The following is a 24,394-nucleotide window of genomic DNA, read 5'->3' as shown; positions in this document are numbered from 1 at the left end:
ACAGCAATCAACCAATAATCTCTAAATGATGCTTCCTATACCCCAAGGGGCTCTTACCTGTAGATAGCTTAAATATCTTATGGAATGATGCCACATCGCTAAACCCCGAATCAAAACTGATTTGGGTAGCGTTTTTATCTGTTGATATCAACTGCTGCATGGCATATTGCAGCCGGTAGTAGGTAATGGCTTCGGTCAGTGTTTTTCCGGTTGTTTTTTTATAAAATTTGCAGAACGCGTTTTTGGTCATGCTGCCTACCTCGGCTACTTCATCAAGGCTTATCTTACTCCTGAAATTATCAATAATAAAACTTTGCACAAGTTTTAGCCGCTGATGCTCTATCCCCTGCGGGCTGTAAATCACCGGCTCGGCATTTAAGTACCGGTACGATGCATGGCCGGTTAAATTATCAAGAATATTTAGCAACAGGATAAGCTTTTTAAACGGATCATCCACCTTAACGAGCGCCAGCATCAGATCAATAATTGCCGTTGTGTCCTCGCCACTAAAGTGGATGCCGTGAAAACTTTTATTGAGCAACTGCACAACCTTCCAGGCCGATTGGTTCTCAAAGAAATTGACCCCTAAAAAATCGATATTGAACTGGATCACTACCGATTTCGCGTTGATCTCCTCGTTATGTAAAGTCGTTTTCCAGCAATGCGGCACATTGCTGCCAATCAGCACCAGGTCGCCCTGTTGATAGGCCGACATGTTATTGCCCACAAACCGGTTGCCTTCGCCTTTCAGAATAGCCGTTAACTCATATTCGGGATGAAAATGATAGGGTGACTCAAACTCATGTTGCTCAAACAACCTGGCCAGAAACGTGTTTTTGTCATGACTGTTTAGAGCTTCTAAAGTAGGCTTGATCATCGGTGCCGGATAATTTTGATATACAAAGTAACCAAATTATCCTATTTGTGCTGATGTTCACTGATATATTCGGCGCTTTTGGATCTGTCGATGAACAACTTTAACGAGTCAATTTCGGCGGATTTGTATGGTTTAAAATCACCACTGTAAAGGTCATGCTGCCATAGTTTTTGCTCCGGATCGCCGGGGCGGTGGCCCCATGGTAAATTAGTTTGCGTTTTGCCGTTAACCAGTCCCCACAGGTTACATCCTACCTTATACTGATAAAACACTGGTACAATTTCGCTCACGGTAGATTTCCATGGCCGGTTCATCCACTCGGTATTGATCATAGGGCGATTGTATTGCTTAAGCTCTTCTATGGTTTTGGTAACATGTTCCTTATCGCCATAGTCATGAAAAGTGATCAGGTCTACATTGTCGGTAATGATCTTGTTCAATCGTGGATTTTGATCAAAAATGCCAATGGTTAGCGGCTGCGAAGGATTTACTGCCCTTGCCCAAACAATAGTTTTTTTAAGCAGGGGAAAGGTAGCTGTGCCTAAACCACCGTTTGTAGGTTCATTATACAAGTCCCACATTAAAATGCGTTTGTCGTTTTTAAACCTTGCAATTACCTCGGTTACATATTTCTTGAGCTTTGGATGTGTGGCAGAATCAACCACCATGCTATGCCCCGGGCTTGGCGACCAGGCCCAGGCATACCAACCCATCAATGGCTCGGGCTGTTTGCCTGTTTTAGGATCGTTGGTAATACCGAATGAACAATCATCAAACAAAGCCGGGATAAATTTGATATGATGTTTATCGCATATCGCCATAAATTTATCTAAAGTGTTTATGAAATATTTAGGATCATCGGCGTATACGGCATATTGCAGCACGGCCCTTAACGAGTTCATACCCGATTTTTCGGCCAGTGCCAGCTCCTTATCAATAGCCGCTTCATTAAAAGTTGTTTTATCCCACATGGCGGTATAATTGATGGCATAAGCCGGGATATAATTAAAGCCGCAATACCAGGGCTGCTGGTTGTACCAGGCCCAGATACGGGCTTCCGGCCAGCGTCTATCCGGGCTTTGTGCAAAGCAGTTTGAAATGCAAACGATTAATATTATCTGTAAAAAAAGCTTTTTTATCATTTTAAAACGGTGATCAGGTTTATCAGTAAGCTAAAGGGTTTAAGTGTGACTGGGCTGCGTCGCCTGCGTTTAAGCCGCCGAGCCAGCGATGCCGGTCGTTTTCCTGGTGTTTGTTTTGCGGCTCGGTTACGTGAGCACCATCGGCATAATAAATAATGGTCATCACCTCGCGGGTGGTATCTTCAGAACTATTACCCGGCGCGTTATGTAAAGTCCAGCCGTAATGCCAGGTAGCATCGCCGGCCTGCATGGTTTCGGCGCGGGTAATAGGATAGTTCTTCTCCCTGATGTGTTTTTGCAGCGATGTTTCAGATTCATCCGAGATCGGAATATTTTCTGCAAAGCCATTTAGGTGCGATCCTGAGGCGAAAGTGAGCATGCCCAGCTCAACATCAATATCCATTAGCGGCATCCACATGGTAACCGTTTTACTGGTATCCAGCGGCCAGTAATACTGATCCTGATGCCATGGTGTAAAGCCACCGCCTGCCTCTTTAAACAAAGCCTGGTCATGATAAATACGCACATGTTCAACACCCAACAAATCCGCGGCAATTTTTGCAAAGCGTTTGGCGAGGGTAAATTCCTTCACGTTATCATCAACTTCCCACAGGTTCATGATCTGGAGGAAAGCTTTGCCATAAGTATCCCTGTCTTGCATGGCCCGGGTTTCGGTATTATAGCGGTTTACAGCCTTGTTAATCACGTCGCGGTAATGGGCTACCTCATCGGCCTGTAATATGTTTTTGATAAGCACATGCCCCTGCTGCCTGAAATCATTAATGAGCTCCGCATCCACATTAATAGTGCCGTTAAGCATCGGTTTTTCTGTCTGGATCATGGGAATAAATTAGGTTATAATTGGTTAGCGTGACTGATACCAAGAATCAGCATGACAAAAAAAGCGGATTTAATGCGGTAGGGATATGTTTAAATTATTCAATCAGTATTGAATATTATCCAACATTCATTTTTGATTGATTTTTCAGGCTAATATCAATAACTATGTAGTGTAATTATAAACCAGCGATTTCATAAACCGGCAATCCGGCTAAGTAATAAAACCATGAGAAAAATATATCAGGCTATAACGTCAATCATGTTATGCGGCTTAATGCCCAACACGGCATCGGCACAAACAGGTTATGTGGTGAAAGATAAAGTAGCCAAACAGGTAAGCCAGTTTAATTTGAGTGATGTGCGGCTACTTGATGGCCCCTTTAAACATGCCATGGAGAAGGATGGGGAATGGCTGCTTAGCCTTGAGCCAGACCGTTTTTTACACCGCTTCAGGGAAAATGCCGGACTAAAACCCAAAGGCGAGATTTATGGCGGCTGGGAGTCAAGGGGCGTATCTGGTCATTCACTGGGGCACTACCTGTCGGCTTGTTCCATGATGTATGCAGCCACCGGCGATGTAAGGTTTAAACAAAAAACCGACTATATAGTTACCGAGCTTGCCGAGTGTCAAAGGGTGCGTAAAACAGGATACGTGGGCGCTATACCCGGTGAAGATAAACTTTTTGACGAGATAGCCGCGGGGGATATCCGTTCGCCGGGCTTTGACCTTAATGGTGCCTGGGTGCCGTGGTATACCGAGCATAAAATATTAGCAGGTTTGGTTGATTCCTATTTATATACAGGCAATCAGCAGGCTAAACAGGTAGCCATTAAATTTTGTGACTGGATAGATACCAAGTTTAAAGACCTTACCGAAGCGCAATTTCAATTGATGCTGGATTGTGAGCACGGCGGCATGAATGAAGCGCTGGCCAACGTTTATGCCATTACCGGCGATAAAAAATATCTCGATCTATCAAACCGTTTTCATCACAAACGCATCCTTGATCCGTTGGCGCAACAGCAGGATGATCTGGCAGGCCTTCATGCCAATACCCAGATCCCTAAAATAATTGGCTGTGCCCGCCAATACGAGCTTACCGGCAACCCGGCCGACCATGCCATTGCCGATTTCTTTTGGAATACTGTAGTACATCATTACAGTTACGTTATCGGTGGCAACAGTGATCATGAACGTTTCAGCGATAAGCCCGACTATTTATCAGTTCATTTAAGCTCTACCACTACCGAAACCTGTAACAGTTACAACATGCTGAAGCTTACTGATCATTTGTTTGGCCTTGATCCGAAAGCTGTTTATATGGATTATTATGAGCGCGTGCTTTATAACCATATCCTGGCTTCGCAAAACCCCGAAAATGGCATGGTGCTGTATTACCTGACACTGGCATCAGGTACGCAAAAGCAGTTTGGTACACCTGATGATTCCTTTTGGTGCTGCACCGGTACCGGGATGGAAAATCACAGTAAGTATGGTATGGATATTTATGATAAAGACAATAATGGAGGCCTATACCTTAACCTCTTTATCCCATCTACCTTAAACTGGAAAGAGAAGGGAATGCTATGGACCATGGAAACAAGTTATCCCGAAAGCGGAACCATTAACTTTACCCTTACACAATCTGCCCGGAACCAGCAAATACCGCTGCACATCCGCTATCCTAAATGGGCGGTTAACGGCGTAAAATTATCTGTTAATGGGAAAGCCATTGCAGTAACCGCCAAACCGGGGAGCTATATTACCGTTAACCGCACGTGGCGAAAGGGAGATAAAGTTAAACTCGTTTATCCTATGAGCCTGTACACCGAAAGCATGCCCGATAACGCCAATATGAAAGCTTTCCTGTATGGCCCACTGGTTTTGGCGGGGCAGTTGGGTAAAGCGGATATTAAAAAACGCGACATCCCGGTATTTGTGGCCTCCGATCCAGATTTAAACCAATGGATTAAACCGGTTGCCAATAAACCAACCATATTTTATGCCAGTAACCAGGGCAAACAGGTAATGCTTGAACCACTTTACAAAGTATATGATCAGAAACAGGCTGTTTACTGGGACTTTTTCAACAATGACGAATGGAAGTTAAAACAGCAACAGTTTGATGCCGAACGCAAGGCCGAAGATGAACTGGCCGCCAACACACTCGACCTGATCCGCGTAGGTGAAATGCAACCCGAACGCGATCATAACTTTAAAGGTGAACATACCAACACCGGCGAAATTGACGGAACCCATTGGCGCGATGCCACAGATGGCGGCTGGTTTTCTTTCCAACTGGATACCAAAGGAATTACAACCGCTCAACTTCAATGCCGGTATTTTGGCGCGGATGGAGAAGGCCGGGAGTTTGAAATCTTGGTAGACGGGCAAAAGATAGCTACAGAAAAACTGGTTAAAAAAGCCGCTCCTGAACTTTATTCAGTAAACTATACTATACCGCCAGCTTTGCTTGTGGGTAAGCAAGGCATCGCTGTAAAATTTCAGGCTTTACCAGGAAAAACAGCGGGCGGCATATTTGGATGCAGATTATTGAAGGTGAAATAGGGGTATTAAACGGTTTATGACGGTCAGCATAATGAAAACTATTTAAGCGTGGGTGTCATGTTCTATTATCATAAATTTACCGCCATGAAAAAACTAACCTTTTTAACCTTATTTGTCCTGCTCAGCAAATTTGGTTTAGCGCAAAATTTAAACAGTATGCAATGGTACAGTAAACCCCAAAAATCATCAATAGAAGGCAGTACGCTACACATGACCGTTGACCCGGCAACCGATTACTGGCGGGTAACACATTATGGCTTTATCAGGGATAACGGCCCTTTCTATTTTACCGAACAGGATGGCGATTTTGAGGCAAGCGTAAAAATTACCGGTGCCTACAAGGAGCTGTTTCATCAGGCCGGCCTAATGGTGCGGATAGATAACAAAAACTGGATAAAAACCGGGATAGAATATGTTGACGGTGTTCAAAACGTAAGCGCAGTAGTTACCCGCGAAGTATCAGACTGGTCGGTAGTGCCAAGGCATGACAGTCCTAAATCTGTTTGGCTGAAGTTGTTACGCAAAGGCGATTTTGTGGAGATCAAATATTCCTTTGATGGCGAAAAATATGACATGCTCCGCCTGGCTTATTTCCCGTCAAATGTAAAAGCGATGATAGGCATGGTTGCAGCAGCACCCGGCAAACAAAGCTTCGATGTTAAATTTGAAGATTTTAAAGTGGAGAAGGTAACGAAGTAGTTTAAAAAAACAAGATGTTTTATCCTTTTTAAGCAGGAGGCTCCTATGGAGCCTTTTTGCCGTTATGTATTGGGACTATAAACATGGTACTCCTACGGAGTTGTAAAATTCAAATAAACTCCATAGGAGTACCATGTTTGTAGCAATAAAGCACATAGTAAAAAACGGCTCCAGCGGAGCCTCCTATCAGCTATCTAATTGATTTTCGTAATCAAGGAAACTAAATTTGATATAAAATACTACCTTTGCCCCGGTAACCAACCACTCCCTCTATGTGATAAATAATTTCTTTCAGGACAAATAAACCAGTGCCGTTGCTACAACGCCCCGCTGTAATTATTCACCTTTTTCAAGAAAGAAATTATGCTTATTCTTCACGATATTACCTATATACACTCTAACCGTGATCTTTTATTTGCCGGTATTGATCTCGTAGTTAACAAACATGATAAAATAGCCCTGATAGGCAACAACGGCACCGGAAAATCAACCCTGCTTAAAATCCTGGCCGGAAATTTAAAACCAGCCACCGGCGTGGTTAAAACTGATTCGCGACCTTACTTTGTTCCGCAGATCTTCGGGCAGTATAACGACTTTACCGTTGCCGAAGCACTGCAAATAGCTGATAAGCTGCATGCCTTGCAACAGATCCTCGACGGTAATGTAACCGACGAGAACATGATCATCCTCAATGATGACTGGGCCATTGAAGAACGCTGCACCGAAGCGTTTATTCATTGGCAGCTTACCGATATTGATCTGGCGCAGAAAATGGGTTCGCTTAGTGGCGGGCAAAAAACAAAGGTATTTTTGGCAGGTATAGCCATTCATCGTCCGGAAATAGTTTTACTGGACGAGCCAAGCAATCACCTGGATAGTGCCGCGCGTGAGCTGCTTTATAACTACATCCAAACAACAAATAACACACTGCTGGTGGTTAGCCACGACCGTACCCTGCTTAACCTGCTCAATACCGTTTGCGAACTCAGCAAACGCGGTATAACCGTTTATGGCGGCAACTATGATTTTTATGCAGAGCAAAAAGATATCGAAAGCGAAGCCCTGAACCAGGATGTAAAAAGCAAGGAAAAAGCGCTTCGTAAAGCCAAAGAAACAGAGCGGGAATCTATGGAGCGGCAGCAGAAACTGGACGCCCGGGGCAAAAAGAAGCAGGAAAAAGCAGGTGTGCCCACCATCATGATGAAAACCCTGAAAAACAGCGCTGAAAAAAGCACATCAAAAATGCAGGGAGTGCACGCCGAAAAAACCGGTACTATAGCACAGGAACTGAGCCAACTGCGTACCCGCCTGCCCGATATCGATAAAATGAAGATGGACTTTGATAATTCCGCTCTTCATAAAGGAAAAGTACTAATAACCGCAAAGGACCTGAATTTTGGATATGCAGGTGAAGTGCTGTGGAATCCGCCGCTCAGCTTTCAGATCACCAGTGGTGAAAGATTAGTGATCAGAGGGGCAAACGGTTCGGGCAAAACTACGCTCATAAAAATGCTGCTGGGCCAGCTGGAACCACAATCCGGCATGATGGAACGGGCAAAAGTTAAGGCCATTTATATCGATCAGGATTACTCGCTGATCAATAATAAATTCAGCGTTTACCAACAAGCCGAAGAATTTAATTCCGGCGCACTGCAGGAGCATGATATCAAAATCCGCCTCAACCGGTTCCTGTTTACCCGCGAGGATTGGGATAAACCATGCAGCGCCCTTAGCGGCGGCGAAAAAATGAGGCTGATGCTTTGCTCGCTAACCATCGGCAACCAGGCCCCTGATATGATCATCCTGGATGAGCCTACCAATAACCTCGATATTCAAAATATCGAGATATTAACCGCGGCTATTAGTGACTATCGCGGTACGCTGATCGTAGTATCTCACGATGAATATTTTTTAAAGCAGGTAAATGTGGAGCGGGAGATTTTGATAGGGTGATAAAAAAAGGAGGGCTTGTGCGATTCCCCTCTTGAGAGGGGCGGAGGGGTGTGTTTTCGCGCTGATAATTCAATCGCACAAACACACCCCTGCTACCTCTCTTTCCTTCGCTCCCCCTCTCAAGAGGGGATTTGAAAGTTGTGGTTCAATTATTAAATTTTCCTAATTAATCACCGCGCCATCCTTAATCTCATCACTGGCGTTCTTAAGGATGGTATCATTAGCTTTCAAATTACCGAACACCTCGGTCGAGTCATGCCTTGTAAGCCCTTCCTTGATATCGGTTAAAACGGCTTTGCCATTTTTTACGGCGACCACATATTCCCGCTCGGTAGAGCGGATGATAGCATTATTGGGAACCAACAGTGATTTTGCACCCGACAACATCGGGATCTTTACTTCGGCGTACATGCCCGGTTTTAATATCCCCTGATGGTTTTGCACATCTATTTCAATAGCTTCGGAACGCATACTTCCAAGGGCATTGGCCGAGCGACTGATCTTTGCGGTTTGTTCCTGTCCGGGCATGGCGTTAAAGGTAAATTTCACCTGTTGTTTCAGGTCTACTTTATCTACATAATCCTCGGGGATATAAACCTCCAAACGTAGTTTACGGGTATCCTGCAAAATAAGCATAGGCAGGTCTGTACCCTTACCTGGAGCTACCAAAGCACCCGGCGATACGTTACGCTGAATGATCATGCCGTCAAACGGGGCACGAATGTTCAGGTAATCCTGCATGGTACGCACAGATGCTACGATAGAGCTTTCTGAACGGGCCATGGCATCATCAGCCTTCATTTTTGACAGCGCGTTATCGAGCTCAAGCGGCGATACCGAGCCAGGCTCTTTAGCGGCTTCTTTTAAGCGCTGATATTTTTCCTTGCTGGCAACGGCATTTTCCTTGGCCTGCATATACCTTGAGTCGGCAGCCTGCAGTTGTGATTCCATTTCCGGCGCCTCTAAAGTGACCAATAATTGTCCCTTTTTAACCAGTGTACCACGATCAACAAAAACAGTTTTAACAAACCCGTTTACTTTCGGGAACAGGTTAACTTCGTTATAAGGCTTTAACTGGCCGGGCAACCGGGCTTCGCTTGACAGCGCCTTTTCAGATACCTTCCCGGTTTCGTATTCAGTTGCTTTTGGAGTGGATTTTTTGTTTTCTGTAAGGTCCACCGGTTTTTGATTGCCTGCACATGCGGCCATCAGGCTGATACTGCTTAGCAGTATGATATATTTTAGTTTCATGATATTAGCTATTGGAAGTTTCAAGTTGTTGCGGTTGGTTAACGTTTACATCCTTTAACAGGGATGGAGAATCATAGGTAGTTTTTTGCTGAACCCAGGCAAATACCTGCGGCAGTATAAACAGTGCGGCCAGGGTTGAGGCAAACAAGCCACCTATTACAGCACGGCCTAACGGTGCGGTTTGCTCTCCGGCTTCGCCCATACCCGATGCCATCGGGACCATGCCGGCCATCATGGCCAAACTGGTCATGAGGATTGGCCTTAACCTGATAGAGGCACTGGTAATGGCCGCCCTTGTGGAGTCCCTGTAATCGAGCCTTAATGTTTCGGCATTGGTTACGATCAGGATGGCGTTTGCTACAGATACCCCTGTAGACATGATCATCCCCATATAACTCTGCAGGTTAAGCGTCGACCCGGTAAGCAGCAATGCTGTTAACGAGCCTAATATTACCGCAGGTACTGTTGATAATACCGTAAGCGATAATTTGAACGACTGGTAATTGGCAGCCAGTAGTAAAAAGATCACCAAAATGGCAAACATCAAACCGTTCTGCAAGCTGTCAAGTGTTTCTGTCAACAAGCTCGACATCCCTTTAACTTCTGCTATCAAACCTTTAGGAGGCGCACCAACCGATTTAATTACTTCCTGTACGGCCGCGGTAGCTGTACCCAAATCCTTCTTATAAATATTAGCGCTCACGGTTAAAAAACGGCGCGGACCTGTACGGTCATATTCGCCGGGAACATAGTTAACCTTAAAACTGGCAATATCACCAAGTACGGGTGTGCTTTGACCTTTTACCAGCGGGATCTCCTTCAGCTCATCCATGGTGTTCATCACATACTCCGGAATCTGAACCTGCACCTGGTAGGTATAGGCCGATTTATCATCAAGCCAAAGGTTCTTCTCGGTAAAACGACTTGATGAGGTACTGGCCGTAACCGAACGGGCAACATCTTTAATATCCAGTCCTAACTGGGCAGCTTTCAACCTGTCGAGCGTTATAGCCACTACCGGGAATTTTAATGGTTGGGTGATCTGCACGTCCCGCAGATAGTCTATCTTTTTAAGGCCAGCTAACACTTTATTCGCATAACCCTCTATCTGCGCCATATCTTTACCCGCTACCCTTATTTCGATAGGAGTAGAGGCACCCTGGCTCATGATCTTCTCCGTCATGTCTATAGGTTCAAACGTAACGCGGAGATCGGGGATCCTCGATGCTATATTTTTACGCAGGGCATCTTTAAGCTCATCCATATTGATGTGATAATCTTCATCAAGGTTAACCTGTAATACGGCTTCATGCGTACCGGTATTAAACACATAAAGGTTACTGGTACCGTAGCTACTGGGCACAATCCCCACGTATCCGGATGTAATAGCCACATGATGATTAACCGTACTATCAATGATTTGCAATACCTGTTTCAGTCCATCTTCGGTACGTTCAAGCCTTGTACCATCCGGCTCTTTGATCCTGATCTGGAACTGCCCGTTATTAAGTTTCGGCATCATATCCTTACCAATGGTAACAAAGCAAATACCGGCGAGGGCAAGCACCACAACAAGGTAAACAGGCACTATTATGCGTTTATTAGGCATCCATTTTTTGAGAATGTTCATGAAGCGCATTTTTATCTTTTCAAACAGGTCATTTTTTTCAGGATGCTCTTCTTCCTGCTGCAGGTGATGGTTCACCTGTCCTTCCTCTGGCCTATCCATAGCTTCGCCTGCATGGGCATGTAGTTTGCCATGCTCGTAATGCTGATAAGTTTCGGCTTTGATGAGCCAGTTGGACATGATGGGCACCAGCGTTTGCGCTATGATATATGATACGATCATGGTTAAGCCGATGGATAACGACAGCGGCAGGAACATGGCCTTGGGCACGCCGTTCATCATAAATGATGGCGCAAACACAGCCAGGATACAAAGTAGGATCAGCAACAGCGGGAACGAGATTTCCTCACAAGCATCAAAAATTGCCTGCGCCTTGCTTTTGCCCATTTCCAGGTGCTGATGAATATTCTCAATGGTCACGGTAGCCTGATCAACCAGGATACCGATAGCAAGTGCCAGACCGCTCAGGGTCATGATATTGATAGTTTGACCGAATAAGCCGAGTAACAATACCCCCAATAAGATAGATACCGGGATGGTGATCACCACAATCAAGCTGCTTCGCCAGTCGCGCAAAAACAGTAATACCATCAGGCCTGTAAGTAAGGCGCCTAAGCCACCCTCGGTTAACAAACTTTTTACGGCGTTTATTACGAATATAGATTGGTCAAACTCGTACGAGATCTTAACGTCATCAGGCAAAAGGCCCTGAATTTCCGGGATTTTCTTTTTCAGGGCCTGTACCACGCTCCAGGTACTGGCATCGGCGGTTTTTACCACCGGCAAATAAACGGAGCGTTTGCCATTGATCAGGGCATAGTCAACCGTAACGTCGGTAGCATCGGCAACACGGGCAACGTCTTTTACTAAAATGGGCACGCCGTTTTTGGTTACTACAGGTATGTTGCCAAACTCATCGGTTTGGTTAATCAGCGTGTTAACCGTAGTTACAAACATGGTGTTGCCTAACCTCAGGTTACCCGACGGCGACATCACGTTAAACTTAGCCAACGCGCTCACCACCTCATCGGGGGTAAGGCCATAACTTCTGAGTTTGTTAGGGTCAACGTTTAGGGTGATCGACCTTGCGTTTGAACCAAACGGCGGCGGAGCCGATAGCCCCGGAACTGTTGCAAACATTGGCCTCACCTTGGTGGCCGCCATATCGTAGATATCCTTCAAACTGCGATTGGGAGCAGATAGCACCAACTGACCTACAGGCAACGAGGAAGCATCAAACCTTACCACTTGCGGGGGCAATGCTCCTGGAGGGAAAAAGCTCATTACACGGCTTACCTGCAAGGCTACCTGGGCCTGTGCTTCGGCCATATCGGTGCTTTCGTAAAAGCTCAGCTTCACCATGGTTAAGCCCTGGATGTTTTTACTGGTGATGCTCTTGATACCGTTTACGTACAGAAACTGATCCTGCAAACGGGTAGAAAAGAAGCCCTCCATTTGCTGGGGCGACATGCCCCCGTATGATTCAATTACATAAATGGTGGGGAGGTTTAATTTCGGGAAAATATCTATTGGTATATTGATAGCACTAAGCACCGCGAAAATGAGCAGGCTCAAGGTAACCACCACCGTTGTGATGGGCCTTTTAAGTGCGGATGTGACCATTGACATAGCTAAATTATTTTAAAAGGTTTAATACAGAACTTACCTGGTTTTCGGTAATAGCTTTCTGGAACAGCGCGTTCGCGTAAGCATATTTAGCCTGTACATAATCTGTTTCGGCGCGGTAAAGGATGTTTAGCGCGGCATTGAGTTCGATAATATCGGTTAAGCCGTTTTTATACAACGACAGTTTTTGGCGATAGCCATCTGTCGCGGCTTTAAGCTGGTGGGGGATCTCCAGCAAACGTTCATGCGCAGTTTGCAGCTCAACATTTGATTGGTTGGCGCTCACTGCAAGCAGTTGTTTCTGCTCTTCCAGCTTTTTCCGGGTATAATCGGTATTGGCGCGTTGCGTTCGCAATTTTAGCTGACGGCGACGGATATCAAACAGATTATAGGAAACGCCTATACCTACCAGGTAATTGTTCCTGTCGAAACCCCAGCCGCTACTCAAACTGTTAAAATGATCGTTAGCATCGACGCTTGAACCACGACCCCAAACAGCGCCCTCCAACATTATTTTAGGGTTATAGCTTTTCTTCACCAGTTCCTCGCGTTGCAGGCTATTTTGGTATACAGATTTATAGTAGTTGATGAGCGGGTGGTTAGCTGTATCGACTTCTGAGGGTTGCAAACTATTTTCTGTACCGATGAGGGTCTGCTCAAAAGTAGTATCGGGTACAATGGTTTGATAGGGTAAGCCGCTGATAGCCGATAGCTGCAACTGAACCTGTTTTACCTGGTTATTGAGTTCGATATAGTTTAACCGGGCTTTTGACAGCTCGGCCTCCGCTATACTGGTATCAACTCCGGCACGTACACCGCTTTTGGCAAGCGATTGCACCGAGCGCCGGATTTCCTGATTGCGCCTGATATTGCGGGCCTGGATAGAAAGGAAATTTTCCAATCTTAACAACATCAGATAATTACCAATGGTGTATGCTTGCAGCTGATACTTTGAATCGGCAAACTGGTTTTGCTGTACCTGGATATCGGAATTGGCCACTCTATTCTGCGCGCCGTAAGCGCCAAAGTTATAGATCTCCCAATCGAGCGCGGCAACACCTACATTGGCCGATACCGTGGTGGTATTGCTTTCGGGCCGCACACCTCGCGAGTTTGAAGGGATAATACCAAAGCCAAAATACGGACCAGCAACGTTGTTGTTGGTGCCATAGTCGGCCTGGTAATTTAATTTAAGGTTGGGCAGCCAGCTGTTGCGGGTTTCGGTAGCCATCGCCCTTTTTATGGCTATCGCTGCCGAATCGGTTAGCAGGGTTGGAGCGTTTTGGCTTACGCTGTTGAGCAACGTTTTTAAGCTAACCGGAGTACTATTTTGCTGCTGCTGGGCATAACTGCATGCGGTTATAAACAAGCCCAGCAATAGGCAGCAACTTTTCTTTGAAATTAACATATATAAATTCCGAAAAATGCTTACCAACATTTACGGGTATAAGAGGCTAATTATAAATAATCAGCAAACCCATTACAGGCTGATACCAGTAAATGATGGAATGAATTAATTAAAAAATGAATAAGCAGGATGTAGCTATGGAAGGGATGTCCACCGCTTAATTACATCAGATCCGGAAATTACAAAGGGAAAGGTAAACGTATTGACGGTCTATCAGCAACCTAAGCGCCCTTACATAGGGTTTAGGACTTAGCTTCCATAACTGTAATATAAAAAACAGCAGGGTGAAAGACCCTATAACTGCGGTAAGCCAGTCGGCAGCTGATTTTTTTTCTTCAAAAGTGTATCTGTCAGGCCGCTGGATAGAGTTTCTTTCTGACAGGCTGCTGCGTAAGTTCTCGGTTTTACGCTTAAATATAGAGTTATAGCCGGGAGGCAGTTTAATAGCCGAATGTGTTAAACGCGGCACAAAAAAGATATGAGAGCAAGAGATAAGCAAATAAATAGCCGTTACCGATAAAATCAGCGCCGCTTTTAAATATGCAAGTTTGCTCTTTTTCAATTCTTTAACTATATACTATGCAAAAATGATAAAAAATGTGAATTTGTTTTGCAACACTATTGTTGCAATCAGCTTTTAAGGTTTAATCCTATTGTGCTAAAGCTTCCAGTTTTTTGATATCCCTATATAAAATATATAAAGGCATGATCCCGAAAATACCAAAACAGCAATCAATAAACCGCCAGTAAACAGGAATACCGCGGATAGGCCCGGCAATAAAGGCCAGCGGAAATACCATAACGCAGGCTATCATACCAAACTGTATGATCCAGATATTTTTAACCGGATCTTTCAGCGGACCAACAAACGCCATCGCGATTACCAGATGGCCAAAAGCCAGCCAGTCGGTACCATAGGCCAGGTAAGGATAGTTTTGATTGGTGACTTTTACAGCGAGATATACTTTGGTTATCCAATCCTGTAAAAATCCAGGAAATGCGGACGCGTGATTTGCCAGCCAGGCTAATTCGGTTTCAATAGGGAAGGCGGTTACGCCACTTAACACCAGGCCTATAATAAATACTACAACCCAGGTTTTTATTTTTTTGCGAAGTTCAGGTTCGGTTTTCATAAACGTAGCAAGGTAGGAAATTTATGGGAGGAGGGGGTAAGATCTCATTTGTATTGGGGCAATAAAAACCTTGTTTAAAATCATGCCTATTGCAAACGAGTGCAATTTAAAAACATGTCATTGCGAGGCACGAAGCAATCGCACGGAAGCAAGGCGGCCCTGTATAGCATGCGATTGCTTCGTCGTTCCTCCTCGCAATGACATAATTTTCTACGCTCAAAAAAGCTTCTTGCGCTCATTTATAATGAGTGCTTAAAATGGGCTTGCGTTTGTAACGCAAAGACGATGCAAAATCATTCCCCTTTAGGGGTTAGGGGCACAATACTTTTTAATAAAATTATCAGCCTTATCGCTGCCTATATTGCGGATAAAGTTCCAGTCGCGGCAAGCGCCTTCTTTATCGCCTTGTTTAAATTTTTCGTTGGCCTGGCTTAGCACGTCGGTTATAAAATCATCGTCATAGCCAAGCTGTTTTTTAAGGTTGATAATGATTGCCTCTTTAGTAGTATCGGCCTTACCTTTGTATTTGTTGCTGTAATAATTGGTTACCGCGTTTTCCAGTTCCTGCTGCGCTTTGTAGCTGGCAATGGCGCTTTGCATATCGCGGATGTTGGCTGGTCCGCAGCGTGCGGCATCAGGATCAAAACGAATGGGCTGAATAATATTGGTTGCCAAATTATACCCTGCCGGGATAACCCATTGCCCGGAGCTGAGTTTAATAACCCTTAAAGCTTCATCATCAAGGTCGATACCCGGGCCATCCTGTACTTTAGCGTCACGTACAGTACCATCTTTATCAACTTTAAACGAAACATGGATAGTACCCGAAATACAGTTTTGCCGGGAGTATTCCGGATAAATGATCTTTGCTTTCAGGAAATCATCAAGTGCCTGTGCTCCGCCTTTAAACGTGGGTTGCTGGGCAAGTACATTACCTGCCATAAAAATGAGCAATGCGATTTTGATGTACAGCGCTTTTAGCATAGTATAAATATCGACAATAAATTGGGGATTATGTTTGGCGGACTGTTTTACAATCCCTTTTTTGACATTTTCATAAAAAACAAACGCCCATAGCCCGGCAAAAACCAGGCTACGGGCGTTTCAATAATTTGAGTAAAAATTTATTCCAGCGTTATCTGCCTCCTGATACTTTCTTCAAGCGAGATGAAGGTTTCGGTACGTTGTATACCTCTTACACCCTGAATCTGCTCGTTCAAAACTTCGCGCAGGTGAGTGGTATCATGACATACTATTTTAGCAAAAATGCTCCACTCGCCGGTGGTGTAATGCAGCTCAACAATCTCTTTAATTGTTTTTAACTGCTTTACCGCTTCATTATACTGTGATCCTTTTTCAAGGTAGATGCCCAGGAACGCGGTGATATCGTATCCTAATTTTTGTGGATCTACCTCAAGGCTGGCCCCTTTTATTACACCCATCTCCTCTAACTTTTTCATCCGCACGTGTATGGTTCCGCCAGAAACAATCAACTCTTTTGCTATCTCGGTGTACGGAGTAGTAGCATTCTTCATTAATATTGATAAAATCTGGATGTCAAGATTATCAATTTCTAAATTTTGAGCTTTTCTGTGGGACATAAATTTGAATATCTATATTGAAATACAAGTTTAATTAAAATTCGATTAAAAATAAAATATTTTTGTTGAAATATTTGCAAGAAATGGATAGTCCTATTAAATTTGTATCAAGCAAAAGGGAAATGCTTAATGTTCTTTAAAAGAAAAAACAATGTTGGGTGGTGAAATTTTTGGCAGACACACCTCCTTGTCCCGGTGGCGGAGAACTTGGGAAACCCGTAAGGGCTAACCACTCTGTGAAGGTTCGAATCCTTCCCCAACAGCAAGTTTAAGATACGAAGCTTAAAGTGATAAGTTAAAAAAAAGACTTAGAACCGAAGACTTCAGACTTGAAACTTACAATACTGTAGGATGGTGAAATTTTTGGCAGACACACCTCCTTGTCGCGGTGGCGGAGAAATTGGGAAACTTTTAGCAATAAAAATAACCACTCCGTGAAGGTTCGACTCCTTCTCCTACAGCTCTTCTCATAATTTAGGTTTATAATTGGTTAGTAAAGGCCCCTGCCCATCAGGGGCTTTGCTGTTTTTATAGGTTTTCTGCATCAGCTCCCAAATTGAAATATCGTAAATTAGTGCACCAAACCAATCCACATGACACCATCCGGCTATATTCTTGAACAATCAGAAGAAAGAAAAACACTATTAACAAACCTTCACAGTATAATAATCGGCATCGATCATTCTATTGTGCCTGGTGTTGAAAGCATGATGAGCAAGGAAATGATCCTTTATAAAGAAAGGGGCATTATGAAATACGGGCTTGCGGCTGTTAAAAATTATATGTCTTTACATTGTATGCCTATTTACATGAACCCAGAGCTGCATGCCAAATACGCCAAGCTATTACCTGCGGCCAAATTCCAAAAAGGCTGCATCAACTTCAGCAGTTACGGAGAAGTCCCGCCTGATACAATTTCAGCATTGATCACAGACTGCTCCGGAATCAGTATTGCCGATATGCTCGAAAACCGAAAGAGGAAATAATCTTTCCTGTACCCATTCTCAAAAAACCGTCAAAATCACAGCAAAAAATATTGTGTCATTTTTACACATTGCATCTTGTTTCGTAAATATTTAGTTATAAATTTGGTTAGCAGCAATTTATTGCAATCGATTGAGTAGATTGCGGCTGAAACCCTGAATTCAATAACATTAAAACCAATTAACCCAAAACCCACAATAAGTCGATATGAAAAAAATCGTCCTGATGGTTCTTGTGGCAATTAGCTGCATTTACTTATCCTGTAACAAAACACGCCCCAATAAACCGCGGGTACTTATCTTTTCAAAAACCATGGGCTTCCACCACGCATCTATCGATGCCGGTATCGTAGCTATCAAAAAACTCGGAGAAGAGAATGGTTTTGATGTGGATACCACAAAAAACTCGGCCATGTTTAATGAAGATACCTTAAAAAAATACTCTACTGTTATTTTTTTAAGTACCACCGCCGACGTGCTTGATTACAGGCAGGAAGCAGCTTTTGAGCGTTATATACAAGCTGGAGGCGGTTTTGTAGGCATCCACGCTGCAGCGGATACCGAATATGATTGGGGCTGGTACGGCCGCCTGGTTGGCGCCTGGTTTTATGACCATCCCGGCATTCATGATAAAAACCCCAATGTACAACCAGGTACTTATAATATAGTTGATGCCAATAACGACGCGACTAAAGACCTGCCTAAAGTTTGGAAACGTACCGACGAGTTTTACAGTTTCCGCAAGCCATTGGCCAGCGATGTACATGTGTTGATAACGCTTGACGAAAGCACCTACAAAGGCGGTAAACGTATGGGGCTGCACCCGGCTACCTGGTATCATGACTTTGACGGCGGTCGCGCATTTTATACCGCTATGGGCCATACCGACGAAACATATAAAGAAGCCGGTTACCTGAAAATGCTGCTTGCCGGTATTAAATACGCCATAGGCGAAAACAAAGAACTGAATTACAGCAAGGCTAAAACCCAGCTGCCTCCGGATGAAGACCGCTTTAAGAAAACCCAGCTTTCAACAGGCGAGTTTTTTGAGCCTACCGAAATGACCATATTGCCCAACCTGGATATCATGGTTATCCAGCGCCGTGGCGAGATCATGTTATACAAACATGACACCCAAAAGGTAAAACAGGTTGGCTTTTTTGATGTGTACTGGAAAGCCCACGTACCAAACGTGAATGCAGAAGAGGGGATGCTTGGCCTCGCCAAAGACCCGCAGTTTGAAAAAAACAACTGGATCTATATTTACTATAGCCCTGCCGACAGTTCAGTTAACCGCCTTTCGAGGTTTACCTTTAAAAATGACACGCTGGATAAAAAAACCGAAAAAGTTATTTTGGAGGTGAAAGCCCAGCGTGATATCTGCTGCCATACCGGTGGTTCAATTGCCTTCGGCCCGGGACCGGATAAAACCCTCTTCTTCTCGGCCGGTGATAACTCTACACCGTTTGATGAAAAAGGTCAGAAATACGTAAGCAGCGGTTATGCTCCACTTGATGACCGACCAGGCCATTTACAATTTGACGCGCGCCGTTCAGCAGGTAATACCAATGACCTGCGTGGTAAGATTATGCGTATCAACCTTAAAGACGACGGTACATATGAAATCCCTGAGGGCAACTTGTTCCCGAAAGGTACACCAAAAACCCGCCCCGAAATTTATGTAATGGGCGACAGGAACCCGTACCGTATTTCGGTAGATCAAAAAAATGGTTACCTGTATTGGGGCGAAGTTGGCCCGGATGCCCATAATGACAGCCTGGACAACCGCGGTCCAATGGGTTATGATGAAGTTAACCAGGCTAAAAAAGCAGGTAACTTTGGCTGGCCATATTTTGTGGGCGATAACAAGCCGTACCATCTTTATGATTATGCCACAGGTAAATCAGGCCCGGCGTTTGATCCTAAGCACCCGGTTAATAATTCGCGCAATAATACCGGCTTAACCGATCTGCCACCGGCTCAACCGGCGTTTATCTGGTACCCTTATGGCCCATCTGCCGATTTCCCGCAGGTTGGTACAGGCGGTCGTAACGCTATGGCCGGTCCGGTTTATTATACCGACATGTTCCCGGAAGAAACCCGCCTGCCTGATTACTATAACGGCAAATTCTTAGCATACGACTGGATGCGCGGCTGGATAAAAGCCGTTAGCCTTACTCCAGAAGGCGACTTTGACAAAATGGAGCCCTTCTTCCCTAAACTGAAAGTAAACTCCATGATTGATATGGAAGTTGGCCCGGATGGCAGACTTTATGGTTTAGAGTATGGCAGCGGCTGGTTTTCGCATAACCCGGATGCCGGCTTGTTCCGCATAGATTATATTGGAGGAAACCGCCCGCCTGAAATTTCATCTTTCAAGGCTGATAAAACATCCGGCGTGTTACCGTTTACCGTTAAGCTTGCTGTTAAAGCTACCGATCCGGAAAAAGACAATGTATCCTATACCTGGAACCTGGGTAATGGCGTAACCAAGGAAACAACAACGCCATCACTTAGCTATACTTACACAACAATTGGCGATTACAAAATTACTGTTGAAGCAAAAGACGATAAAGGTGCATCGAGCAAGAGCGCACCGGTTAGCGTTTACGCAGGTAACGAGCAACCAACCGTTAGCATCAATATCAGCGGTGGTAATAAATCATTCTACCTGCCGGGCGTACCGTTCAAATACACGGTTAACGTAACCGACGGGCCGGATACCAAAGCAGTTGATCCAAAACGCATATATGTAGGCCTGGATTATATTGAAGGTTTTGACAAAGCCCAGTCTGCAGCACAGCACGAACAAGGCGAACCTGAAAACCGTGGTAAAACACTCATGCTTACCATGGATTGCAAAAGCTGCCACAAGGAAGATGGCAAATCAATAGGCCCATCATTTGTACAGGTTGCAGCCAAATACAAAAAAGACCCTAATGCAATGGCCAAGCTTACCCAAAAGGTAATCAAAGGTGGCGCCGGTGTTTGGGGCGAAACCGCGATGTCGGCACATCCAAACATTAAACAGGGTGATATTGACCAGATCATTAACTGGGTGCTTTCGCTTGATAACAGCGATCAAAAGCCATCGTTAGCAGCATCAGGTACTATCATGCCTGCTCCGCCAGAAAAACAACAGTCGGCAGCGCTGGTATTATCGGCCAAATACACCGATAATGGTGGCAACGACATCAAAAAACTAACCGGAAGCGCTATAGTATCATTAAACAGCAGCACATACCTGTTTAAAGGCACCGAGAAATTCAACCAGTTTACCGCCTTTAAATATAATGGCATGAACCTGATGATCTATCCTGGTGCTGATGGCTGGTTTGAACTGGAAAATATCGATTTAACCGGCGTACGCTCTATCAACCTAACCAACTTCTGGCAGGCTCCACCAACCGCTCCGCTTAATTTTGAGTTGAGGCTTGATTCAGAAACCGGCGCACTTGCAGGTAAAGGCAGTATGCCGGTGCCGGCCAAAGATGCCAAAGGCGGAGCTGTTCACATAGTACTTACACCGGTAACAGATGGCAAAATGCACAAACTGTTCTTTGTATATAAACCGGCAAGTAAAGCCGCTATGACAGCCGGGGTAACTTCGGTAGTATTTAGCGCGAAGTAGGTAAAATGTCATTGCGAGGAACGCAGCAATCCCCAAAAAGCAGAGAGGCTATGCAAGTAGCCCTGTATAGTTCGCGATTGCTTCGTTCCTCGCAATGACGAGTGAATGTAGATAAACAAAACGGCCCGGCAGGTTAACCTACCGGGCCGTTTTACTTTCCCCAAGTTCGTGTCCTCACGAACTTAAACTAATTATGTCACCACGAACTTCAAGCTTAGAAAATCTTAAAGCCTACGCTCAACGCCCAAAGGTTTTGGCGTTTGGCAAAGCTGTCGCTTACTTTGGTTAAGCCGCCTTCATAGCGCAGGTCTGCAGTAATGGAACCAATATCAACACCCGCGCCGGCCTGGAAACCAAGGTTGCTTTTATTAAAATCGGTTGCCGCGTTGCTGATGTTATTACCCAGACTGGTACTATGATCAAGTTCGTACGTATAAATAGGACCAGCCATGATCCGGAAATTCAGATCTTTTTCGCCAAATGATTTACCTATCAGCAAGGGTACGTTTAAGTTAGTGAACCTTACCTTACCACTAAAAGCGGTATTATTATCGTTCGATTCAAATTTACCACCGGTACCGCTCAGGTAAAGCTCCGGTTGCAAATAAACACTGTTACCTACACGGGCAAATAAACCAGCCTGGTAACCGGTGAGGTTTTTGTCGCTGAAATTATCGGAGCCGATCTTTGAAAAATTGACGCCACCTTTCACACCTAAAGAAAACTGTGCTTTGGTACTGATGCTTACTGCAATCAGTAATGCCACACTTAATAGATACTTTTTCATGTTTTTCGTTGTTAAATGTAAAGCCGTAACGCACGTAATCCTTAAAATTGTATACAGCTCTACGTTATTAATTTAGTTTGGTTTATAACCCGGCCTATATTAAGGCCGTAATAGGCAATATCAATACACGAGCCAAACATTTAAACAGTAGCAACTTGGTATTTTTTATATTTTTGCTGAAAATAAATTAAACATGGCTGAAATCAGTATTACAAACAAAGACTGGGAACGCGTAAAAATTAAAATTCAACGTAAATACAACCACCTTACAGACGAGCAGTTGAAATACAGCGAAGGACAGGAAGAAAGCCTGATTACCAAACTGATGGACCTTGTAAACCGGGATCGTAAGTATGTGGTTTTCACCCTAAAAAAGGCCCTGGTTAATATTGATACCAACCGACTGTAAAATAGACACTACGTTTATACAAACTGGATAGCTTTTTTGTATTTTTATTTTTTTCGAGGATAAATGATGAAACAGGGTTTAGTGTTCAAAAAAGGATACAAAAAAGCAGGCTTATTTGCAGGTATTGCATTGTTGGCCGCGGGCATAGTGGGTTTTAATGACGACCTGTTTCAGATCTCGAAGAACCTTGATGTTTTTGCCTCGGTTTATAAAGAGGTTAATGTTAACTATGTCGACGATATCAATTCGGCCAAACTGGTAAAAACAGGCGTCGATGCCATGCTCGATGGCCTTGACCCTTATACCGAGTTTGTACCCGAATCGGAAATTGAGGATTATAAGCTTCACTACGTAAGCACACAATACGGGGGCATTGGTGCCAGTATCTTTGTTCGTAATGGTAAAGTATTTGTATCCGAAGTTTTTGCTGGCTTCCCCGCCCAGAAAGGCGATGTACACCCTGGCGATCAGCTCCTAAAAATCAATGACGTTGACCTGAACGGTAAAGATAACGACCAGGTGAGCCAATTACTTAAAGGTTCTAAAGGCGCAGCTATCAAACTGTTTATCAAGCGCGACAATACCCCTCAACCTTTTGAGAAAAATCTTGTCCGCGATGAGATCAAACAACCCAACGTATCCTACTATGGAATGGTTGAGGGTAATATGGGCTATATCAAGCTCGATAAATTCCTCGAAAACTCGGCCGCTGAAGTTACTACCGCACTTACCGAACTAAAAAAGAAAAACCCGAACGGCATCATCCTCGATCTTCGGTCAAATGGCGGAGGCATTTTACAGGAAGCTGTTAAGATCGTGAACCTTTTTGTGCAGAAGGATGTAGAGATCGTATCGCAAAAGGGAAAAATAAAAGAAAAGAATTTTACCTACAGTACCATCAGTGCTCCGCTTGAGCCTAATTTACCATTGGTGGTATTGGTTAACAGCCATTCGGCATCGGCAAGTGAAATTGTTGCCGGCTCGCTGCAAGACCTTGACCGCGCGGTAATTATCGGCCAGCGCAGCTATGGCAAAGGACTGGTGCAGCAAACATTCAATTTACCGTACAACAGCCTGGTAAAAATCACCATTGCTAAATATTATGTACCATCGGGCCGTTGTATCCAGGAGCTGGATTATACCCACCGCAAGGATGATGGCAGCGTGGTGAAAGTAGCCGATTCGCTTATACACGAGTTCAAAACAAAAAATGGCCGCTCTGTTTATGATGGAAGTGGAATTTACCCGGATTTATTTATCAAACAGGAAAAATTTGCCAATGTTACCCAGGCACTGGTGGGCAAGCTGCTGATATTTGATTACGCTACTGTTTACCGGGATAAGCATTCCAAAATCAATGACGCCCGCTCATTCTCTCTATCAGACGGAGAATACAATGATTTTGTAAAATACCTGGCCGATAAAAACTACAGCTACACCACCGCGTCTGAAAAATTGTTGGACCGTTTAAAAACCGAAGCAACCAAGGATAAACAGTTCAATGATATCCAGGGCGAATACGAAGGCCTGAAGACCAAATTGATGGCCAGCAAAAAGAACGATCTTATCCAGCATAAAGACGAGATAAAGCAGGTACTTGAAAACGAGATAGCATCCCGCTATTATTATGAAAAAGGCCGCTACGAAACCAACTTTAAATACGACAAGGAACTTGCCCAAGCCGTAAAAACCATGCAGGATAAAGCCCAGCTGGCATCCATCCTTAAAGGCGAAGGCAGCTATAAAGTTATAGGCAAACCGGTATTGGCCATGGCAGGTAAAAAAGCCGCGGATAAAGATAGCGACGACGAATAAACTGAATATCAATCAGTTTAACATTTCACTCAACATTGTAACC

General features: G+C 44.4%; 18 protein-coding genes and 1 tRNA gene. 8 read left to right on the top strand and 11 right to left on the bottom strand.

The window, feature by feature from the left end; genetic code table 11:
* Window positions 1-7: 7 nt before the first annotated feature.
* From DEO27_RS26410 to DEO27_RS26400, 3 genes are read right to left on the bottom strand one after another with little or no spacing between them, the layout of a single operon-like run.
* On the bottom strand, window positions 8-877 hold the full coding sequence (locus DEO27_RS26410; RefSeq protein ID WP_112574611.1) for an AraC family transcriptional regulator: 870 nt from the start codon (window positions 875-877) through the stop codon (window positions 8-10).
* Window positions 878-918: 41 nt separating this feature from the next.
* Window positions 919-2,019 carry a cellulase family glycosylhydrolase gene (locus tag DEO27_RS26405; protein ID WP_112574612.1) on the bottom strand — a complete coding sequence of 367 codons (1,101 nt, stop codon included), beginning with the start codon at window positions 2,017-2,019 and terminating at the stop codon, window positions 919-921.
* Window positions 2,020-2,041: 22 nt separating this feature from the next.
* Entirely contained in the window at window positions 2,042-2,860 is an 819-nt protein-coding gene (locus DEO27_RS26400; RefSeq protein ID WP_112574613.1) for a phytanoyl-CoA dioxygenase family protein, read from the bottom strand.
* A 225-nt stretch (window positions 2,861-3,085) separates the two neighbouring features.
* Between DEO27_RS26400 and DEO27_RS26395 the strand changes: the two genes are divergently transcribed.
* From DEO27_RS26395 to abc-f, 3 genes are all read left to right on the top strand, one after another.
* Window positions 3,086-5,428 carry a glycoside hydrolase family 127 protein gene (locus tag DEO27_RS26395; RefSeq protein WP_112574614.1) on the top strand — a complete coding sequence of 781 codons (2,343 nt, stop codon included), beginning with the start codon at window positions 3,086-3,088 and terminating at the stop codon, window positions 5,426-5,428.
* A gap of 84 nt (window positions 5,429-5,512) precedes the next feature.
* A complete protein-coding gene (locus tag DEO27_RS26390) occupies window positions 5,513-6,127 on the top strand; it encodes a DUF1349 domain-containing protein (protein ID WP_112574696.1) in 615 nt (204 codons plus the stop codon).
* Between the two features lie 363 nt (window positions 6,128-6,490).
* Window positions 6,491-8,080, top strand: coding sequence for a ribosomal protection-like ABC-F family protein (gene abc-f / locus DEO27_RS26385; RefSeq protein WP_112574615.1), 1,590 nt, complete (start codon window positions 6,491-6,493; stop codon window positions 8,078-8,080).
* A gap of 162 nt (window positions 8,081-8,242) precedes the next feature.
* Here abc-f and DEO27_RS26380 read toward each other — a convergent pair whose 3' ends face one another.
* The 7 genes from DEO27_RS26380 to DEO27_RS26350 all read right to left on the bottom strand — a co-directional run bounded on the left by DEO27_RS26380 (window position 8,243) and on the right by DEO27_RS26350 (window position 16,726).
* Window positions 8,243-9,331: an efflux RND transporter periplasmic adaptor subunit gene (locus DEO27_RS26380; RefSeq protein WP_112574616.1), complete on the bottom strand. Its 1,089-nt coding sequence runs from the start codon at window positions 9,329-9,331 to the stop codon at window positions 8,243-8,245.
* A 4-nt stretch (window positions 9,332-9,335) separates the two neighbouring features.
* Window positions 9,336-12,581, bottom strand: a complete 3,246-nt coding sequence (locus tag DEO27_RS26375) for an efflux RND transporter permease subunit (protein WP_223818058.1) — start codon at window positions 12,579-12,581, stop codon at window positions 9,336-9,338.
* A 13-nt stretch (window positions 12,582-12,594) separates the two neighbouring features.
* Window positions 12,595-13,992: a TolC family protein gene (locus DEO27_RS26370; RefSeq protein WP_112574697.1), complete on the bottom strand. Its 1,398-nt coding sequence runs from the start codon at window positions 13,990-13,992 to the stop codon at window positions 12,595-12,597.
* Between the two features lie 166 nt (window positions 13,993-14,158).
* Window positions 14,159-14,554 carry a hypothetical protein gene (locus DEO27_RS26365; RefSeq protein ID WP_112574618.1) on the bottom strand — a complete coding sequence of 132 codons (396 nt, stop codon included), beginning with the start codon at window positions 14,552-14,554 and terminating at the stop codon, window positions 14,159-14,161.
* Between the two features lie 88 nt (window positions 14,555-14,642).
* Window positions 14,643-15,125, bottom strand: a complete 483-nt coding sequence (locus DEO27_RS26360) for a hypothetical protein (RefSeq protein ID WP_112574619.1) — start codon at window positions 15,123-15,125, stop codon at window positions 14,643-14,645.
* A 303-nt stretch (window positions 15,126-15,428) separates the two neighbouring features.
* Complete coding sequence (locus tag DEO27_RS26355) at window positions 15,429-16,109, bottom strand: energy transducer TonB (protein WP_112574620.1); 681 nt, start codon at window positions 16,107-16,109, stop codon at window positions 15,429-15,431.
* A 140-nt stretch (window positions 16,110-16,249) separates the two neighbouring features.
* Window positions 16,250-16,726, bottom strand: coding sequence for an Lrp/AsnC ligand binding domain-containing protein (locus tag DEO27_RS26350; protein WP_090532141.1), 477 nt, complete (start codon window positions 16,724-16,726; stop codon window positions 16,250-16,252).
* A gap of 152 nt (window positions 16,727-16,878) precedes the next feature.
* On the opposite strand from DEO27_RS26350, the gene DEO27_RS26345 reads away from it, so the two are divergent.
* The 3 genes from DEO27_RS26345 (at window position 16,879) to DEO27_RS26335 (ending at window position 21,340) form a co-directional block, all read left to right on the top strand.
* Window positions 16,879-16,989 (top strand) — tRNA-Asp (locus DEO27_RS26345).
* Between the two features lie 330 nt (window positions 16,990-17,319).
* The gene (locus tag DEO27_RS26340) at window positions 17,320-17,712 is read left to right on the top strand and encodes a DUF1801 domain-containing protein (protein ID WP_112574621.1); all 393 of its coding nucleotides are present in this window, start codon (window positions 17,320-17,322) and stop codon (window positions 17,710-17,712) included.
* Window positions 17,713-17,917: 205 nt separating this feature from the next.
* Window positions 17,918-21,340, top strand: coding sequence for a ThuA domain-containing protein (locus DEO27_RS26335; RefSeq protein WP_112574622.1), 3,423 nt, complete (start codon window positions 17,918-17,920; stop codon window positions 21,338-21,340).
* Between the two features lie 214 nt (window positions 21,341-21,554).
* Here the strand turns inward: DEO27_RS26335 and DEO27_RS26330 are convergent, their stop codons facing one another.
* Complete coding sequence (locus DEO27_RS26330; RefSeq protein WP_112574623.1) at window positions 21,555-22,127, bottom strand: porin family protein; 573 nt, start codon at window positions 22,125-22,127, stop codon at window positions 21,555-21,557.
* 193 nt (window positions 22,128-22,320) lie between these two features.
* Here DEO27_RS26330 and DEO27_RS26325 point away from each other — a divergent pair, with 193 nt between their 5' ends.
* Both DEO27_RS26325 and DEO27_RS26320 read left to right on the top strand, forming a co-directional pair.
* Entirely contained in the window at window positions 22,321-22,536 is a 216-nt protein-coding gene (locus DEO27_RS26325; protein WP_090532134.1) for a hypothetical protein, read from the top strand.
* A gap of 63 nt (window positions 22,537-22,599) precedes the next feature.
* On the top strand, window positions 22,600-24,351 hold the full coding sequence (locus DEO27_RS26320) for a S41 family peptidase (RefSeq protein ID WP_317132973.1): 1,752 nt from the start codon (window positions 22,600-22,602) through the stop codon (window positions 24,349-24,351).
* Window positions 24,352-24,394: the final 43 nt, after the last annotated feature.

The organism is Mucilaginibacter rubeus, from assembly GCF_003286415.2.
GTDB classification, from domain to species: domain Bacteria; phylum Bacteroidota; class Bacteroidia; order Sphingobacteriales; family Sphingobacteriaceae; genus Mucilaginibacter; species Mucilaginibacter rubeus_A.
The sequence above is the reverse complement of the archived record's forward strand: the minus strand, read 5'-3'. Positions and strand labels throughout refer to the sequence as shown.